The 18330-nt window shown below is 64.8% G+C and carries 16 protein-coding genes; 13 read left to right on the top strand and 3 right to left on the bottom strand.

Annotated elements, in window-relative coordinates; all coding sequences use genetic code 11:
- Positions 1-667: 667 nt before the first annotated feature.
- The 3 genes from IVA82_RS09760 to IVA82_RS09750 all read right to left on the bottom strand — a co-directional run bounded on the left by IVA82_RS09760 (position 668) and on the right by IVA82_RS09750 (position 5202).
- Positions 668-2062, bottom strand: coding sequence for a M20/M25/M40 family metallo-hydrolase (locus IVA82_RS09760; protein WP_247383273.1), 1395 nt, complete (start codon positions 2060-2062; stop codon positions 668-670).
- 40 nt (positions 2063-2102) lie between these two features.
- The gene (locus IVA82_RS09755) at positions 2103-3431 is read right to left on the bottom strand and encodes a glycosyltransferase family 87 protein (RefSeq protein WP_247383272.1); all 1329 of its coding nucleotides are present in this window, start codon (positions 3429-3431) and stop codon (positions 2103-2105) included.
- 148 nt (positions 3432-3579) lie between these two features.
- Positions 3580-5202: a helicase HerA-like domain-containing protein gene (locus IVA82_RS09750; RefSeq protein WP_247383271.1), complete on the bottom strand. Its 1623-nt coding sequence runs from the start codon at positions 5200-5202 to the stop codon at positions 3580-3582.
- 351 nt (positions 5203-5553) lie between these two features.
- Here IVA82_RS09750 and IVA82_RS09745 point away from each other — a divergent pair, with 351 nt between their 5' ends.
- The 13 genes from IVA82_RS09745 (at position 5554) to IVA82_RS09685 (ending at position 18212) form a co-directional block, all read left to right on the top strand.
- Positions 5554-5919, top strand: coding sequence for a DUF2267 domain-containing protein (locus IVA82_RS09745; protein ID WP_247383270.1), 366 nt, complete (start codon positions 5554-5556; stop codon positions 5917-5919).
- 24 nt (positions 5920-5943) lie between these two features.
- Positions 5944-6351: a DUF4332 domain-containing protein gene (locus IVA82_RS09740; protein ID WP_247383269.1), complete on the top strand. Its 408-nt coding sequence runs from the start codon at positions 5944-5946 to the stop codon at positions 6349-6351.
- 356 nt (positions 6352-6707) lie between these two features.
- Positions 6708-7568, top strand: coding sequence for a dihydropteroate synthase (gene folP, locus IVA82_RS09735; RefSeq protein ID WP_247383267.1), 861 nt, complete (start codon positions 6708-6710; stop codon positions 7566-7568).
- Complete coding sequence (gene folB / locus IVA82_RS09730; RefSeq protein ID WP_247383265.1) at positions 7565-7933, top strand: dihydroneopterin aldolase; 369 nt, start codon at positions 7565-7567, stop codon at positions 7931-7933. The genes folP and folB overlap by 4 nt, the downstream gene beginning before the upstream one ends.
- A 1-nt stretch (position 7934) precedes the next feature.
- Positions 7935-8426, top strand: a complete 492-nt coding sequence (folK, locus tag IVA82_RS09725) for a 2-amino-4-hydroxy-6-hydroxymethyldihydropteridine diphosphokinase (RefSeq protein ID WP_247383264.1) — start codon at positions 7935-7937, stop codon at positions 8424-8426.
- Between the two features lie 81 nt (positions 8427-8507).
- Positions 8508-10379 carry a methylmalonyl-CoA mutase subunit beta gene (locus IVA82_RS09720; RefSeq protein ID WP_247383263.1) on the top strand — a complete coding sequence of 624 codons (1872 nt, stop codon included), beginning with the start codon at positions 8508-8510 and terminating at the stop codon, positions 10377-10379.
- The gene (locus IVA82_RS09715) at positions 10376-10840 is read left to right on the top strand and encodes a GFA family protein (protein ID WP_148739622.1); all 465 of its coding nucleotides are present in this window, start codon (positions 10376-10378) and stop codon (positions 10838-10840) included. Before IVA82_RS09720 ends, IVA82_RS09715 begins: the two co-directional genes overlap by 4 nt.
- Positions 10841-10874: 34 nt before the next feature.
- Positions 10875-13031, top strand: a complete 2157-nt coding sequence (scpA, locus tag IVA82_RS09710) for a methylmalonyl-CoA mutase (RefSeq protein WP_247383261.1) — start codon at positions 10875-10877, stop codon at positions 13029-13031.
- An 81-nt stretch (positions 13032-13112) separates the two neighbouring features.
- Entirely contained in the window at positions 13113-13880 is a 768-nt protein-coding gene (locus tag IVA82_RS09705; RefSeq protein WP_247383275.1) for an RsiV family protein, read from the top strand.
- A 130-nt stretch (positions 13881-14010) separates the two neighbouring features.
- Positions 14011-14997: a tripartite tricarboxylate transporter substrate binding protein gene (locus IVA82_RS09700; RefSeq protein WP_247383260.1), complete on the top strand. Its 987-nt coding sequence runs from the start codon at positions 14011-14013 to the stop codon at positions 14995-14997.
- Between the two features lie 105 nt (positions 14998-15102).
- Positions 15103-16095 (top strand): methylmalonyl Co-A mutase-associated GTPase MeaB, encoded by a 993-nt coding sequence (meaB, locus tag IVA82_RS09695; protein ID WP_247383258.1) that lies wholly within the window; start codon positions 15103-15105, stop codon positions 16093-16095.
- A complete protein-coding gene (locus IVA82_RS09690) occupies positions 16092-16754 on the top strand; it encodes a pyroglutamyl-peptidase I (protein WP_247383257.1) in 663 nt (220 codons plus the stop codon). Before meaB ends, IVA82_RS09690 begins: the two co-directional genes overlap by 4 nt.
- An 87-nt stretch (positions 16755-16841) precedes the next feature.
- Positions 16842-18212, top strand: coding sequence for a TIGR03808 family TAT-translocated repetitive protein (locus tag IVA82_RS09685; RefSeq protein ID WP_247383256.1), 1371 nt, complete (start codon positions 16842-16844; stop codon positions 18210-18212).
- The last annotated feature ends 118 nt before the right edge of the window (positions 18213-18330 follow it).

Genomic DNA, 18330 nt, shown 5'->3' with positions numbered 1-18330 from the left:
CGTGCTTTGCTGGTCCGCATTCCCCTTGGTCGCGGCCCTTCGCTCCACCAGCTCCTTTCGCAGATCGCTCTGCCTCGTTCGCCGGCTTCGCCGCTACTGTGGCCACGTCCGACTTCCCGCGTTCGTTCGTCATCGGCTTCGGCTCCTCGCCTTCCCGATGCGGACCGAAGGCGCATGCCGCCTGCGGTCGAACGCGGGACCTCCCAGGTTCCGGCGCGGTCCCTTACTGCGTGATGGGGTCTTCGACCACGGCAGAGCGTCAGCCCCTCGCATAACGGGACCGCACATGTTGCCTTCGACGTTGCTTACCGCCTCGGCCTCTGCGAGTTTCTGTCTTTCGCGGCTCAATAGCCACCCCACAGCATCGTTGTGTACGCTTCGCTGCCGCCGTCGCCGACGACACCGCAACACTCACTACCGGGCGCCCGCTACGGCTTACCCGGACCGGACTTCCACCGGTTGGACCGCGCCAGCTTGCCTGGCGCACAAGCAATCCAGGATGCCTCCGCGGCAAAATTCTGGATTGCTTCGCTTCGCTCGCAATGACGAGGATAGAGTTCTCACAGGGTGGGCACAGGCGCGCTCTTAGCGCGCCGTGCCCACCATCTTGCAGCTCGCTCGGCAAATGGTGGGCACGCTTCGCTTGGCCCACCCTTCGGCACCGCGCCTACTTCACCTCCGCCAGCGCGGCGAGGATGCGGGCCCAGGAGCGGATGCCCTTCTGGAAGCTGCGGAGGTCGTATTTCTCGTTCGGCGAGTGGATGTTGTCGTCGTCCAGCCCAAAGCCGACCAGCAGCGAGTCCAGCCCGAGGGTGCGCTTGAAGTCGGCGACGATCGGGATCGAGGCGCCCGACCCCATCAGCACGGTCTCCTTGCCCCATTCCTCGGTCAGCGCGGTCTTGGCGGCGGCGAGCGGCTTCATGTTCCAGTGGAGGGCGATCGCAGGCCCGGCGGAATGGTCGCCGAACTCAACCTTGCAGTCTCCGGGAATGCGCGCCGACACGTAATCGCGGAAAGCCTTGCGGATCTTCTGGGGATCCTGCCCTTCGACCAGGCGGAACGACACCTTTGCCGATGCATGCGACGGGATCACCGTCTTCGAACCTTCGCCGATATAGCCGCCCCAGATGCCGTTGACGTCGCAGGTCGGACGCGTGGAGGCCTGCTCGACCAGCAGGCGGCCCTTCTCGCCGGCCGGGATCGACAGCCCTACCGGCTTGAGGAACGTCTCCGGCGTGAAGTCGAGCTTCTTCCACTGCGTCAGGATGTCCGGCGGCGCATCCTTCACGCCGTCATAGAAGCCGGGAATGGTGATGCGGTTGTCGTCGTCGAACAGCCCGCCGAGAATTTTGGTCAGTACCCGGATCGGATTCATCGCCGTGCCGCCGAACACGCCGGAATGAAGGTCGCGATTGGCGGCAGTGATCTTCACCTCTTCGTAGAGCAGGCCGCGCAGCGAGGTCGTGATCGCCGGCGTGTCGCGGTCCCACATGCCGGTGTCACAGACCAGCACGTAGTCGGCCTTGAACTCGTCCTTGTTGGCTTCGATGAACGGCACGAAATTCTTCGAGCCAACTTCCTCCTCGCCTTCGATCAGGAAGGTGATGTCGATCGGCAGCGAGCCCGTCACTTTCTTCCAGGCGCGGCAGGCCTCGACGAAGGTCATCACCTGCCCCTTGTCGTCCTCGGCGCCGCGCGCGACGATGATCTTGCGGCCGTCGGCGTGGTCGGTGACAACAGGTTCGAATGGCGGACGGTGCCAGAGCTCGAGCGGATCGACGGGCTGCACGTCATAATGGCCGTAGAACAGCACATGCGGCCGCCCGCCCGCGGCGGTCTTGCCGACGACGGCGGGATGGCCGGCCGTCGGCCTCACCTCGGTCGCGACGCCGAAGCTTGCGATGTCCTTGGCCAGATGCTCGGCGGCCGCCCTGCAATCAGCGACGAACGCGGGATCCGCGGAGATCGACTTGATCCGCAACAGCGAGAACAGACGCTCGAGGCTGTTGTCAAAGTCCTTGTCGATGTGGTCGAGCACGGATTGGAGCTGGGCGTTGGCCATGGTCGTATTCCCGTCGTTTGAGGCACAAGAAATCGAGGTCTCAAGTTGGTTGGAGTTTTAGCCTTGCCGCCGCGTCGGAGCTAGCCGCAACCGGCGGATGCCGGATATGCCAGCCGAGTGCGACGGCGAGAATGGCCGTCGCGACGAGGTTGTTGCCCCAAGCCTGGAGCACATTGGGAAACCAAGGCAGCGACAGCAGCATGAGAATGCCGGCGGCGCCGAGGGCGAGCCAAGTCCCCAGGCGCACATCCGCCCGCTCGTCAAATGCGGCGCGATGCATCAGCACCGTGATCGGCAGGTACAGCCACATGAAGTAATATTGCCGCGCCAAGGGCGTGGCGACCGCCATCAGGCAGAACAGGATGCCGAGCTCCTCAGCATCCGAGCGCGCCGTACGCCGCGCTTGCCGTGGCATGACCGCAACAAAGCCGAGCCCGAGCAACGCCGACACCGCGAGCACGATCCAGTTCGCCGTCCCATAATCGACGTCGATGACATTCATCGTGCGCGGCGGCTTGTTGGGATCTTCCTGATTGTAGTTGATCGGCCGCACCAGACGGTGCGTGACCGCAATGAGGGACTGGTTGACCCACGACCAGTTCTGCTCGTCACGCTGGCCAAAGCCCTTTTCCGAGCTCGTTCCGATCATGCCCTTATACCAGGTCGCAAGTTCGGCCGCGTTGCGCTCGAAACCGCGGATCGGCGCCGGCACGACATAGAGCAGAATGCCGGTGAAGGCGATCGTGCCGACGACCGCAGCCCAATTTCGACGCCAGACCAGAAAGGGCAGAACCGCGACCGGAAACACCTTGATGGCGGTGGCGAGCGCGAACATGAAGCCCGCAAGCCAGGGACGTTGACGCTGCAAGCTCCAGAAGCCGTAGAGCATCATTGCCAGCAACACGAGGTTCGGCTGACCGAGGTCGAACATGTCGAACACGAAGGTCACGGTGACCAGAGCCGGCAGCGCTTCCAGCCATCGGCCGGACGTGTGGCCCGATCCGGTCATGGCATTGGAGAACATCCCGGTGTACCACCATGCCACCGCATTCAGGATCGACAGGACGATGTAGAGCGGGAGCTTGCCGAACCAGCTCGGGATCGCCAGCAGGATCGCCGGCAGAGGCGGATAGATGAACTCGAAGTACTCACGGATGTCGCCGGGATAGAGCGGCTTGCCCTGCAAGACCTGCTGCCCGGCCCAGTACCACAGTCCATAATCCTTGGTCTTGCCGTGGCCGAAGATCTCGGGAACGAGCACGTCCGCGGTCAGAAGGATGCAGCAGAACAGGAAGAGAAGATCGAGCGGCGCGCGCAGGGACAGGGTTCTGAGCGCGCCGGATTTGGCAAAGGGGGTGGTTGGGGTCACTGTGTGGTCCAATCGGGGGACCTAGGACCTAGCAGACCGATGGACGCTTGGAGAGCCCCTTCACCCGAATTTGTACCGATCGATCACGCAAGCTCTCTCCCGGCCGCCCGAGGATTGGGGACCAATTGCCTCAAACAGGGCTTGCTGCCTACCTCCGCAGCAATCCGCCGAGCGCACCGCGGACCAGCGTACGGCCGATCGAGCCGCCGAGCTGACCGCCGACGGATTTGCCAAGGTTGGCTGCCATCCCGCCGATCACCTGATTGGTAACCGATCGCGTCACGTCGCGCGCAATGACCTGGCCGGCCGATAAGCGGCCGCGCTTGACGTTGGTGCCGAAGATGGTGCCGACGATCGAGCCGATCTGGCCGAGGATGCCGCCGCCGCTTGCGCCTGCCGGACCGTCTGCGGTGACCGCGGTGCCGGCGATGCGCTTCTGCAGGATCTCGTAGGCGGACTCGGCATCGACGGCGGTGTCGTATTTGCCCTTCACAGGGCTTGCATCCATGATCGCCTTGCGTTCTTCCGGTGTGATCGGCCCGATCCGGGCCGATGGCGGCCGGATCATCACCCGCTCGACCATCGCCGGTGTGCCGTTGCCTTCGAGGAAGGACACCAGCGCCTCGCCCTTCCCGAGCTCCATGATCACCTTGGTGGTGTCGAGCTTCGGATTGGGCCGGAAGGTCTGGGCTGCGGCGGCGACCGCCTTCTGGTCGCGCGGGGTGAAAGCGCGCAGCGCGTGCTGTACCCGGTTGCCCAACTGCCCGAGCACGCGGTCGGGCACGTCGATCGGGTTTTGCGTCACGAAATAAACGCCGACGCCCTTGGAGCGGATCAGGCGCACCACCTGCTCGATCTTGTCCATCAGCGCCTTCGGCGCGTCGTTGAACAACAGATGCGCCTCGTCGAAGAAGAACACCAGCTTCGGCTTGGGCGGGTCGCCGACCTCGGGCAGCTCCTCGAACAGCTCCGACAGCATCCACAACAGGAATGTCGCGTAAAGCCGCGGGCTCTGCATCAGCTTGTCGGCGACGAGGATGTTGACCATGCCGCGGCCGTCACGGTCGGTCTTCATGAAATCCTTCAGCGTCAGCGCCGGCTCGCCGAAGAATTTAGTGCCGCCCTGGTTCTCCAGCACCAGGAGCTGGCGCTGGATGGTGCCGACGGTGGCCTTGGTGACGTTGCCAAAACCCTGCGCCGCTTTCCGAATGGCGGCAAGCGGATCGTCCGCCGCGTCCGGTCCTTTCTTGCCGCTGTCGGGCACGATGGCATCCAGCAGCGCCCGCAGATCCTTCATGTCGATCAACGCGAGACCATTGTCGTCGGCGACGCGGAAGGCAACGTTAAGCACGCCCTCCTGTACGTCGTTCAGATCGAGCATGCGCGCCAGCAGCAGCGGCCCCATCTCGGTGACGGTCGCCCGCACCGGGTGGCCCTGCTCGCCGAACACGTCCCAGAACACAGTCGAGAACTGGTCGGGCTGGAACGTCAGCCCCATCCCGGTGGCGCGCTTGACGATGAAGTCCGCGGGCACGCCGACCTCGGAGATGCCGGAGAGATCTCCTTTGATATCGGCGGCGAACACCGGAACACCGGCGCGCGCAAATCCTTCCGCCATCACCTGTAGCGATACCGTCTTGCCGGTTCCGGTTGCACCGGTGACGAGGCCGTGGCGATTGGCGAGCGCCAGCGTCAGCCAGGCCTGCTCGTCTCCCTTGCCGACGAAGATCTTCTCGTCGGTATCGCCGAGCTTGCTGTCCTGTGCCGTCATCTATTTTCTCTGATCTCTCTGCGATGTTTCGCGTATCGAAACTCGCGTGCTCCAGTTCCGTAGTTTAGCGCATGTCGCCTGTCGATTGAAACCGTTCAACGCGTCCTGGAGATGCGACATTGTCGGAGAACGAGTGGATGACATCCGCCGAAAGTAGGAACGACGGGTTCGCACCGCGGCAATTTGTTGCCGATTTCGTCTCCGCTCTTGCAACGCTGCAACACTTGCCGCGCGTTCGAAGATGAATCGCGGCATCGCGTGCGTTCCTCGCTTGTATTTCACATCGCTCCGGCTCAAGATCATTTTTCGAAAGTAATACTCCGGATGCAGACCGGCTGAGGGGCGGGCCTTATGGACGAGCTGATCGGGCGGCTGGCGACGAACGCCAGCATAGATAGTGCTGTCGCTGAAAAGACGGTCGGCATTATTCTGGGCTTCCTCCGCAGCGAGGGTCCGTCCGATAGCGTGCAGGCCCTGATCGACCAGATTCCAGGTGCAGAAGCGGCGATCGAAGCGTCCAAGAGCGGCGGCGGACTGTCACGGCTGATGGGCGGCGGCCTGATGGCCGTCGGCACGCGCCTGATGGGCCTGGGGCTCGGCATGTCCGAGATTCAGAACGTCGCCCGTGAACTTTTTCGTTTCGGCCGAGACAAAATCGGAGCGGATCGGATGGGCAAGATCATCGCGGGAACGCCGGGCCTCGGCCAGTTCGCCTGAAGCGCGCATTTCATACCGAGTATCATGACATATCCGATCTCCGAGATTGACGGCCTGTCCGCCTTTGCCGCCGGCAAACTGAAGGCTCAGGGTATTCGCACCACCGATGCGCTGCTCGAGGCGGCCAGCACCGTGAAGGGTCGCAAGACGCTCTCCGCCAAGACCGGCATCAGCGAGCAGCTGCTGCTGGAATGGGCCAACGTCTCCGACTACATGCGCATCCCCGGCATGGGCAAGGCCAAGGTCGGCCTGGTCCGCGCCGCCGGCGTTACCACCGTGCGCGAGCTCTCCTATCGAAACCCGTCAAGGCTCGCCGCGAGCATGCGGGAAGCCAACGAGAAGAAGAAGCTCGTCCGCATCCTTCCTTCCGAGAAGTCGGTCGGCGACATCATCGCCAAGGCCAAGAAGCTGCCGCCGAAGATCACGTATTAGGTCCGGCGTTCGCTGCGTAAGAATCCCGGCAATTCCTCCTCAGTGTCGTCCCGGCGAAGGCCGGGACCCATAATCACAGGGAGCAGTTCGGCGAAGACCCGTCGTTCGGTACTCCGACCTTCCGCAATCGATAGATTCCGCGGTATGGGTCCCGGCCTTCGCCGGGACGACGCTCGGGAGCTAGCGTGCCACTGCTTCCACACTCGTCATTGCGAGCGCAGCGAAGCCATCCAGACTGCCGCCCGCGGAAAGATTCTGGATTGCTTCGCTACGCTCGCAATGACGGTGGCTTGGGCACAGTGGGAGCGGCCAATCCCGTCTTGACTCCCCCTTCCCGACCGCGCAAAGCCAGCGGCATGAATGCCTCGCCTTCCCCATCCGTCCCGGCGGCCGGCTCGGCCGGGACCGACGTGCTGCGGACGCTGCTGGAACGGCCGATTCCGGCGGTGATGGGCGTGCTCAATGTGACCCCGGATTCCTTCTCCGACGGCGGCGAATTCATCGCGCCCGAGCAGGCTCTGGCGCGGGCGCGGGCGATGATCGAGGCCGGCGTCGACATCATCGATATCGGCGCCGAGTCGACCCGGCCCTACAAGGGGGCGCAACCGGTCACGGCAGCCGACGAGCTTGCCCGGCTGAAGCCGGTGCTGGCCGAATTGGTGGCGCTCGGGGTGCCGGTTTCAATCGACAGCATGAAGGCGGAGGTCGTTGCCTTCGCGCTCGACCAGGGCGCTGCGATCGCCAACGACGTCTGGGGCCTCCAACGCGACGCCGGCATGGCGCCGCTGGTGGCCGCGAAAGGCGCGCCCGTCATCGTCATGCACAACCGCGACAGCGTCGATCCCGCCATCGATATCATCGCGGACATGAAGGCGTTCTTTCAGCGCTCGCTCGAGATCGCCGCAAAGGCCGGCGTCGCATGCGACAAGATCGTGCTCGATCCCGGCATCGGTTTCGGCAAGACCGCCGAGCAGAGCATGACCGCGCTGGCGCGGCTCGGCGAATTCGACAAGTTCGGCCTGCCGATCCTGGTCGGCGCCTCGCGCAAGCGCTTCATCGCCTCGGTGTCGCCGTCGGAGCCGAAAGACAGGCTCGCCGGCTCGATCGCGGCGCATCTGATCGCCGCACAGCGCGGCGCAAAAATCATCCGCACCCATGACGTCGCCGAGACCCTGCAGGCCCTGCGGGTGGCGCACGCAATCGAGAGCAAGCAATGACCGATACGATCTTCGTGACCGGCCTGTCGATCCATGCTCGCCACGGCGTAATGGATCACGAAACCGAAGTCGGCCAGCGTTTTGTCATCGATCTCGAACTCTATACCGACCTGTCGGAGCCTTCGCGCACCGACCGGCTCGCCGATACGGTGTCCTACGCGGAAGTCGTGGCGACCACGACGGCGGCATTCAAGAACACCAACTACAAGCTCTTGGAGCGCGCGGCCGGCGCGGTCGCCGACGCCATCCTGTCGCATTTCCCGCGCATCCGCGCCGTGAAGATCACCGTGCACAAGCCGCATGCGCCGATCGCAGCGATCTTCGACGACGTCGGCATCATGCTGACGCGCGCGCGGCACCCCTGACATGGCGAGCGTCCTGATCGCGCTCGGCGGCAATGTCGGCGATGTCCGCGCGACGTTCGGGAAGGCGATCGCGCAAATCTGCGGAATGGCGCAGGCGGCGCTGATCGCGCGCTCCTCCGACTATGCGACGCCGCCCTGGGGCGACGAGGACCAGGCTGCCTTCATCAATGCCTGCATCGAGATCGAGACCAGCCTCGATCCGCACGCGCTGCTGTTCGTGATGCAGAAGGTCGAGCAGAAATTCGGCCGCACGCGGGACAAAGAGCGGCGCTGGGGACCGCGCACGCTCGATCTCGATATGATCGCCTATGACGACGTCAGCCTGCACAAGCCGGACCTGACCTTGCCGCATCCGCGCCTGTTCGAGCGCGCCTTCGTGCTGGTGCCGCTGGCCGAGATCGCGCCCGACCGCGTGATCGGCGGCATCCGTGTTCGTGACGGGCTGGCCAGCGTCTCGACGCAAGGCATCAAGCGGCTTCCGGATACCGGCTAACCAAAAACAACCGTTTGCAGGGACGGCCGGCCGTGGCAATTTCGCCTGCGAACAACAAGATTTTTGGGAGCGCTCCGCCGCATGACCTCCGTGACTGACGATCTGCCGCTGGCGGCCGATTTTCCCAAGGCGACGGTCGAGGACTGGCGCAAGCTGGTGGATGGCGTGCTGAAGGGCGCGCCGTTCGAAAAGCTGGTCGGCAAAACCTATGACGGGGTGAGGATCGATCCGCTCTATCCGCGCGCCACAGGCGTTGCACCGGTGGTCGGACGGCCCGCGGCGGCGCCATGGCAAATCATGCAGCGGATCGACCATCCCGACGCGGCCGCCGCAAACGCGCAGGCGCTGACCGATCTCGAGAACGGCGCAACGGGTCTCGCGCTGGTGTTCGCCGGCGGCAATGGCAGCTACGGTTTCGGTCTGGAACCGACGGCCGATGCGATCGCAAAAGTCTTGAAGGACATTCATCTCGACGCCGGTATCGACCTTGAACTGCAGATCGGCCCGCAGTCGCGAATGGCGGCGATCCATGTCGCGGAATATGTGAAGAGCCGAGGTCTTGATCCTGCCGCCTGCAACATTCGCTTCGGACTGGATCCGCTCGCGGCGGGCGCGGTGTGGGGCCACAGCCCGTATACTTGGGAGGAGATCGCTCCTGCCGTCACCAGCGCTATCAAGGGCCTTGCTGCGCTCGGCTTCAAGGGGCCGTTTGCGTCCGCCGACGGGCGCGTGATCCACGATGCCGGCGGATCGGAGGTGCAGGAACTCGCCTTCGTGCTCGCCTGCGGCACCGCCTATTTGCGCGCGATCGAAGGCGCCGGTGTTCCGCTGGAGCAGGCGCAGGGCATGGTCTATGCGCGGCTTGCTGCGGACGCCGATCAGTTCCTGACCATGGCGAAGTTCCGCGCGCTGCGGCTGCTGTGGGCACGCATTGAGACCGCCTGCGGCTTGACGCCCAAGCCGCTGTTCATCGCCGCGGATACCGCCTGGCGCATGCTGACGCAGCGTGACCCCTACGTGAACATGCTGCGCGCGACCATGGCGACGTTTGCGGCGGGGCTTGCTGGCGCCAATGCGATCACGGTGCTGCCGCATACGCTGGCGCTCGGGCTGCCCGATCCGTTCGCGCGGCGTGCGGCGCGCAACACCCAGCTTCTGCTGCTCGAGGAAAGCAACCTCGCCAAGGTCAGCGATCCCGCCGCGGGCGCAGGTGGCATCGAGACGCTGACCACGCAGCTCTGCGAAGCGGCTTGGGCTCTGTTCCAGGAAACCGAGAAGGCCGGCGGCGCCTTCGCCGCGCTCCAGCAAGGCGTGTTACAGAGCAAGGTCGCTGCCACGCGCAAGGCGCGCGAGGCCAATATCGCAAAGCGCCGCGACGTGTTGACCGGTGCCAGCGAATTTCCGAATTTGCATGAGCGGGAGACGGTGGTGCTGAAGGCGACGCCGATTGCGCTCGCACCCTACGGCGAGCGAAAATACAGGTTCGATGCGCTACCACCGATCCGACTGGCGGAACCGTTCGAGGCGCTCCGCGACAAGTCGGATGCGATGTTGAAGGCCGGCGGCGCGCGGCCAAAGCTGTTCCTCGCCAATCTCGGCACACCCGCCGACTTCACCGCCCGCGCGACGTTTGTCAAGAGCTTCTTCGAGACCGGCGGCATCGAGGCCATCGATACCGATGGCTTTGACAATCCGGCCGAGCTAGCCGCTGCGTTCAAGGCTTCCGGCGCCGCGCTCGCCTGCCTTTGTTCCAGCGACAAGGTCTATGCCGGCCAGGCGGAAGCCGCCGCACAGGCCCTGCAAACCGCCGGCGCGCGACATATCTATCTGGCAGGCCGCCCGGCCGCGGCCGAGGCGGCGTTGCGTGCCGCCGGCGTCACCGGCTTCGTCTTTGCCGGTGCCGATGCGCTTGCTACGCTGCAGGAAGCCTATCGACGGATGGAGCAGCCATGACCGAAGCGGGCCAACCAGTTCTCACCGGCGGCTGCCAATGCGGAGCGGTGCGCTTTGCTGTCTCGACGGCACCTGCGAAGATTAGCATCTGTCATTGCCGGATGTGTCAGAAGGCGACTGGCGCGCCGTTCGCCTCCTATGCCGACATCGAGAAAACCGACTTTGCATGGACCAAGGGCACGCCGTCGGCGTTCCAGTCCTCCTCGATCGCAATGCGCGATTTCTGCGCGGCCTGCGGCACGCCGCTCAGCTTCCGCCGCATCGACGGCCCTCGTATCGAGATCATGACCGGCACCTTCGACCGCCCGGATCACGTGGTACCGACACGGCAATATGGAACCGAATCCCGGCTCGGCTGGGTCGTAGGTATCGCCAACCTGCCGAGCCAGACCACGCAGCAGAACTACGGACCGGAGAAGATGGCAACCATCGTCAGCCATCAGCATCCGGATCACGATTGAGCGCCTCACGCGCAGCTATGATACGGTTGAAACCATGAGCCGCATTCCGAACTTCGCCGATGTCGCCTTCGAGCGCGCCGCCACCGCCGTACCAACCGGCAATGCCGAGCCATGGCTGACGCCCGAAGGCATTCTGGTGAAGCCGTCTTATGACGAGGCTGATCTCGCGGGGCTCGATTTCCTCGAGACCTATCCGGGCATCACGCCTTACCTGCGCGGCCCCTACCCGACCATGTATGTCAATCAGCCCTGGACCATCCGGCAATATGCCGGCTTCTCCACGGCGGAGGATTCCAACGCCTTCTACCGCCGCAATCTCGCGGCCGGACAGAAGGGCCTCTCGGTCGCGTTCGATCTCGCCACGCATCGCGGCTATGACAGCGATCACCCGCGCGTCGGCGGCGATGTCGGCATGGCCGGCGTTGCCATCGATTCCATCTACGACATGCGCACGCTGTTTGCAGGGATTCCGCTCGACCAGATGAGCGTGTCCATGACCATGAACGGCGCGGTGCTGCCGATCCTGGCACTGTTCGTCGCGGCCGCGGGTGAGCAGGGCGTGCCGCCGGAAAAACTCTCGGGCACCATTCAGAACGACATTCTGAAAGAATTCATGGTGCGCAATACCTATATCTATCCGCCTGCGCCGTCGATGCGGATCATCTCGGACATCTTTGCGTACACCTCGCAAAAGATGCCGAAATACAATTCGATCTCGATCTCCGGCTATCACATGCAGGAAGCCGGCGCGACGCAGGACCTCGAGCTCGCCTATACGCTGGCCGACGGCGTCGAATATCTGCGGGCGGGTCTCGCCGCCGGGCTCGACGTCGACCGCTTCGCGCCACGCCTGTCGTTCTTTTGGGCGATCGGCATGAACTTCTTCATGGAAGTCGCCAAGATGCGCGCGGCGCGGCTGCTCTGGGCCAAGCTGCTCAAGCCCTTCAATCCGAAGGATCCGCGCTCGCTGTCGCTTCGCACGCATTGCCAGACCTCGGGCTGGTCGCTGACCGCGCAGGACGTCTTCAACAATGTGATGCGCACGACGGTGGAGGCGATGGTGGCGACGCAAGGTCACACCCAGTCGCTGCACACCAACGCACTCGACGAGGCCCTGGCGCTGCCGACCGACTTCTCCGCCCGCATCGCCCGCAACACACAGCTCTTCCTGCAGCAGGAGAGCGGCACCACCCGGATCATCGATCCCTGGGGTGGGTCGTACTATGTCGAGCGGCTGACGCGCGATCTCGCCGCGAAGGCGTGGAGCCATATCCAGGAGGTCGAGGAGCTCGGCGGCATGGCCAAGGCGATCGAGGCCGGCGTGCCGAAGCTGCGCATCGAGGAGGCCTCGGCGAAGACGCAGGCGCGCATCGATGCCGGCAAGCAGGCGGTGATCGGCGTCAACAAGTACAAGCCGACGGACGAAGCTCCGATCGAAATCCTCAAGGTCGACAACAGCAACGTTCGCCGGCTCCAGATCGACAAACTGGCGCGGCTGAGATCCGAGCGCAACCAGAAGGACGTCGACGCCGCGCTCGCCGCACTGACGCGGTCGGCCGGCGAAGGCAACGGCAATCTGCTCGCGCTCGCCATCGACGCGGCACGGGCGAAGGCGACTGTCGGCGAAATCTCCGACGCGATGGAAAAGGTGTTCGGCCGGCACCGTGCCGAGATCAAGTCCATCACCGGCGTCTACAAGCGAGAGGCGTCCAGCATGGGTAACCGGGTCGAGAAGGTTCAGGCGCTGATCGACGCCTTCGAGGAGGCGGAAGGACGCCGGCCGCGCATCTTGGTCGCCAAGATCGGCCAGGACGGCCACGACCGCGGCCAGAAGGTGATCGCCTCGGCGTTTGCCGATATCGGCTTCGACGTCGACATCGGGCCGCTGTTCGCCACCGCCGACGAAGCCGCCCGCCAAGCGGTCGAGAACGACGTGCACATCCTCGGCGTCTCCTCGCTCGCTGCTGCCCACCTCACCGCGGTGCCGGAATTGAAGGCGGCGCTGAAGAAGCAGGGCCGCGACGACATCATGATCATCGTCGGCGGCGTGGTGCCGCCACAGGATTACGACGCGCTCTATGCGGCCGGCGCCGAGGCGATCTTCCCACCTGGCACGGTGATCGCGGACGCGGCCGAGGAGCTGATCCGCAAGCTGAATGCAAGGCTCGGGCATAGCGAGGCGGCGGAGTAATTCCGCCGCCGCTCGACATCCGTGAGGGCTGACGTGAGAGACCATCGTGCAACGGCACGCGCGGGACTGCTTCTTCGTACCATCGCGATCCTCTTGGCGGTCACCGCGATCGGAACAGCATCGCCTTCCCTCGCCGCCGATCCCAAGCCCGACGCAATCATCAAGACCAAGAGCATCGAAGCGCGCGTTTTCCTCGACGACAGGATCAAGACCGACGCGCCGCTGGCGGCAGATTGTCTCGCCGAAGGCAAAAAGTGGCTCGACAAGAACGCGGCCGAAGCCGCCGCCTCGCGCAAGCAGGATCCACAGTTCTTCAAGGACGGCGGCTGGGACTTTGAACGCAAATATGCGATCCGCTCGGTGGTCGCCGATCGCTATGCCAGCGTCCTGCGCAACGAGTATATGGACACCCACGGCGCTCACCCCAACTCGGACGTGAACACGATCCTGTGGGACAAGACTGAGAACAAGCGCATCTCGATCCGCCCGTTCTTCATCGAGACGACCGATAATGGTCCGACGATGAAGGCGATGGTGAAGGCCGTGATTGCTTCGCTCAAGATCGAGAAGAAGAGGCGCGATACCAGCGAGACTGCAACCGACGAATGGTTCAAGGAGCTGAAGCCGAGCCTGCTTAAGATCGGCGCGGTAACGCTCGCGCCGTCGACCGAAGCAGGCAAGAGTTCCGGTCTCACCTTCCACTACCCGCCCTACGCGGTCGGCCCTTACGCCGAGGGCGAATATGTCGCCTTCGTGCCGTGGGAGCAGCTGAAGCCATATCTCACCCCAGAAGGCGCGCGCATCTTTGGCGGTGCGCGGCCGAAGGGCGATGCGGACGAGGCTCAGTGATTGCCGTAAGCTCGAAGGAGCCCCTTTGCGCACAGCGCCGTCGGGCTGCTGCTTGCGACATCAGTGCAAAGCCGCATAGAATGTCACATTAGCAAGAGCCCGATTCCCGAGGGCGCCGCCGGGAAAATTGATGTCAGGAATTACGCGCCGCACCTTCGCGGCCTCTTCTGTAGCTACGGCCGCTTCCGCTCTTCTCACGCCTGCGCGCGCGCAAGCCTATCCGGCGCGGCCGGTGAGCTTGATCGTGCCCTGGGGTGCGGGTGGCGGAACGGATGCAACCGCGCGCATCCTCGCGACGCTCCTGGAAAAGGAGCTCGGCCAGCCATTCAACGTCGTCAACCGCACCGGCGGGTCCGGCGTCGTTGGTCATGCCGAGATCGCATCCGCGGCGCCGGACGGCTACACGATCGGCATGCTGACGGTGGAAATCTCGATGCTGCATTGGCAGGCCTTGACGCATCTGACGCCGCGGAACTTCACAGCCCTTGCGCTGATGAACGAAGACCCGCCGGGCATCCAGGTCGCTGCGTCCTCGCCCTACAAGACGGTGAAGGAGCTCATGGATGCTATCAAGATGGCGCCGCCGGGAAAGTTCAAGGCGTCGGGCACGGGGCAAGGCGGCATCTGGCATCTCGCACTCGTCGGCTGGATGCAGGCGATGGGATTGCCGGCGAACCAGGTCTCGTGGTCGGCGTCGAATGGCGCAGCACCGGCCATGCAGGATCTCGTCGCAGGTAGCCTCGATCTCACCACCTGCTCAGTGCCGGAGGCGCGGACCACCATCGAGGCCGGTCAGGCGCGGAGCCTCGCGATCATGGCCCCTGAGCGCAATCCGATCTTCGCCGGCGTCCCGACGCTGAAAGAGGCGCTTGGCGTCGACTATTCCACTAGCTCATGGCGCGGCATCGGCGCACCCAGAGGCCTGGCCCCGGAGGTCGCCACAAAGCTGACCGCGGCCTTGATGAAGGTGTACGACTCCGCCGAGTTCAAGGACTTCATGACGAGGCGCGGCTTCGGCACCGTGTGGCGCGATGCTAGCCAGTTCACAACCTTCATGGACCAGGCCGATGCCCAGATGGGGCAAGCCATGAAAGCAGCCGGTTTTGCCAAGGGTTGAATCAGATGGCCTGATTTGACACGTCATTCCGAGCGCCTGTCCCGCGGCAACAGCCTTTGAGCTAGGGGCCCTCGCCTGCCTCGCCGGGTCGTTGTAAAGCATGGCATGGTTGAGAAGAAGGCTCCTCCGCTGGATATCAAATCCCTCGCCCGTGACCTCCGCGCAGGCCAGCGGGCGGCGCTGGCGCGAGCTATCACGCTGGTGGAGAGCCGGCGCGGCGACCACCAGGCGCTGGCGCGGGAGCTCGTGCAGACGCTCTTGCCGGATACCGGCAAGGCGGTCCGCGTCGGCATCACCGGCTCGCCCGGCGTCGGCAAATCCACCACCATCGACGCGCTCGGCACTTACCTGATCGACCAGGGCCACAAGGTTGCGGTGCTGGCGGTCGATCCATCCTCGGCGCGCAGCGGCGGCTCGATCCTCGGCGACAAGACCCGGATGGCGCGACTGTCGGCCTCAGACGACGCCTTCATCCGCCCCTCACCATCCTCGGGTACGCTCGGCGGCGTCGCGGCCAAGACCCGCGAGGCGATGCTGCTGTGCGAGGCGGCCAGCTTCGACGTCGTGCTGGTCGAGACGGTCGGGATCGGCCAGTCCGAGACCGCGGTCTGCGACATGACGGATTTCTTCCTCGCCTTGATGCTGCCGGGCGGCGGCGACGAGCTCCAGGGCATCAAGAAGGGCCTGGTCGAGCTCGCCGACATGATCGCGATCAACAAGGCCGACGGCGACAATCTCAAGCGCGCCAACATCACGGCGGCCGACTATCGCAGCGCGCTGCATATCCTCACCCCCCGCTCCGAGCACTGGCACCCACCCGTCGAGACCTATTCGGCGCTGACCGGCGACGGCATCGCAAAGCTCTGGCAGAAAATCCTCGACCACCGCAAGGCGATGAACGCATCCGGCGATTTCGCCGCGCGTCGACGCGAGCAGCAGGTGAAGTGGATGTGGTCGATGCTGGAGCAGCGCATGCTTGCGCGTCTGCGCAGTGAGGCGTCGGTCCGCAGCAAGGTCAAGAGGATCGAGGCAGAGGTGGCCGACGGCCGTCTCACGCCGGCGCTCGCCGCCGAGCAGATTCTGGAGTTGCTGCAATGAGCGACAAGCTCCGCATTCTCCTCACCGGCTTCGGACCGTTTCCGGGCGCTCCGTATAATCCGACGCAGCCGCTGGTGGCGCGGTTGGCGCGACTGCGCCGACCGGCACTCGATGATGTCGCGATCGCGACCCACATCTTCCCGGTCACCTATGCCGCAGTCGACCGGCAATTGCCAGAGGTGCTCGCTGCGCACAAGCCGGACGCATTGTTGATGTTCGGCCTCGCGGCGCGGACCTCGTACCTTCGCATCGAAACCCGCGCGCGCAATGCCGTCACCATGCTCTGGCCCGATGCCGCCAACACCCGCTCGAGCAAGCGCGGCATCGCCGCCAATGCAGATGCGATGACGTTCGGCCCGCACACGGCAAGGCTGCTGCGCGCAGCGCGCCTCACCGGCATCGATGCGCGCCCCTCGCGCGATGCCGGCGCCTATCTCTGCAACTATCTGAGCTGGCGCGCGATCGAGAACGTGAAGGCCGGCGGGCCACAGCTCGCGGCGTTCATCCACATTCCCCTGCTCGCGCGTGGTGGCGCGTCGCGGCGCCAAGGCGCGCCGCGGATCACGCTGGAGGAACTGGTGGATGCCGGCGAGGCAATGCTGATGGAGATGGTGCGATTGGCGCGGAAGAGGCGCGCCTCGTCGGAGGTAAACATTTAACCCTACTGCGAACAATCCTCACGGCCCCGAGCGCGCTGCGCTACCTAACCGCTGCGGACATCTCCCGCGTCCGCCGGAGGACGCGTCATGACCCTCAACCGTCGTCATCTCATCGGCGCCTCGGCCACCGGCCTCGCCGGCGCGCTGGCCCTGCCGGCCGACGCTGCGCGTGCGGCGCCGTTGACGTCCCTGCTCGGCCGCGATGCGACCCAGTACGGCGTGCGGCCCGGGAGCAACGAGGATCAGACCCGCGCGCTCCAGCACGCCGTCGACGAGGCTGCGCGAGCACAAATGCCGCTGGCGCTGCCGCCCGGGGTCTATCGCAGCGGATTGCTGCGGCTCCCGAATGGCGCGCAGCTGATCGGCGTGCGCGGCGCGACGAAGATTGTCTTCACCGGCGGCCCTTCAATGATCCAGAGCGACGGCTCAGACTCGATTGGCCTCACCGGCATCACCTTCGACGGCGGCGGCATTGCGCTGCCGACACGGCGCGGGCTGATCCATTGCCTCGGCGGCCGCGACGTCCGCATTACCGATTGCGAAATCACCGGCTCCGGCGGCAGCGGCATCTGGCTCGAGCAGGTGTCCGGCGACATCTCCGGCAACATCTTTACCAGCACCGCGGTCACGGCCGTGGTCTCGTTCGATGCCAAGAGGCTCAGCGTTTCGCGCAATACCATCATCGGCACCAATGACAACGGCGTCGAGATCCTGCGCAATTCGATCGGCGATGACGGCACGCTGGTCGCTGACAACCGCATCGAGGACATCAAGGCCGGACCTGGCGGCTCCGGCCAGTACGGCAATGCCATCAACGCCTTCCGCGCCGGCAACGTGATCGTGCGCGGCAATCGCATCAGGAACTGCGACTACTCCGCCGTGCGCGGCAACTCGGCCTCGAACATCCACATCACCGGCAACAGCGTCAGCGACGTGCGCGAGGTCGCGCTCTATTCGGAGTTCGCGTTCGAGGCCGCCGTGATCGCCAACAACACCGTGGATGGCGCCGCCGTCGGCGTCTCCGTCTGCAACTTCAACGAAGGCGGCCGCATTGCCGTGGTCCAGGGCAACATCATCCGCAATTTGATCCCGAAGCGGCCGATCGGGACCGCGCCGGACGACGATGCCGGCGTCGGCATCTACATCGAGGCAGACACCTCCGTGACCGGCAATGTGATCGAGAACGCGCCATCCTACGGCATCGTCGCCGGCTGGGGCAAATATCTGCGTGACGTCGTGATCTCCGGCAACGTGATCCGAAAGGCGCTGGCCGGCGTCGGCGTCTCCGTGGTGCCGGGCGCCGGCACCGCGCTCGTCAACAACAACATGATCTCCGAGACCCCGCGCGGCGCCGTGGTCGGCCTCGACCATGCGCGCGCGGTGACGGCGGACCTGTCAGCCGACGGCGCACAGCGCTTTGCGCAGGTCGTGGTCGGCGGCAATGCGGTGCGGCGGTAGGATACAGTCGGTATCGTCTTGGACCAACGAAGCGCGGATCCAGGACCCATTATCCCAGGATAGGGCTCTATGGGCGGTACCGATCGCGGTGTCCTCTTGAGAGATTCCGCAGTATGGG

It is taken from the genome of Bradyrhizobium sp. 142 (genome assembly GCF_023074015.1).
Classification (GTDB): Bacteria; Pseudomonadota; Alphaproteobacteria; order Rhizobiales; family Xanthobacteraceae; genus Bradyrhizobium.
The sequence above is the reverse complement of the archived record's forward strand: the minus strand, read 5'-3'. Positions and strand labels throughout refer to the sequence as shown.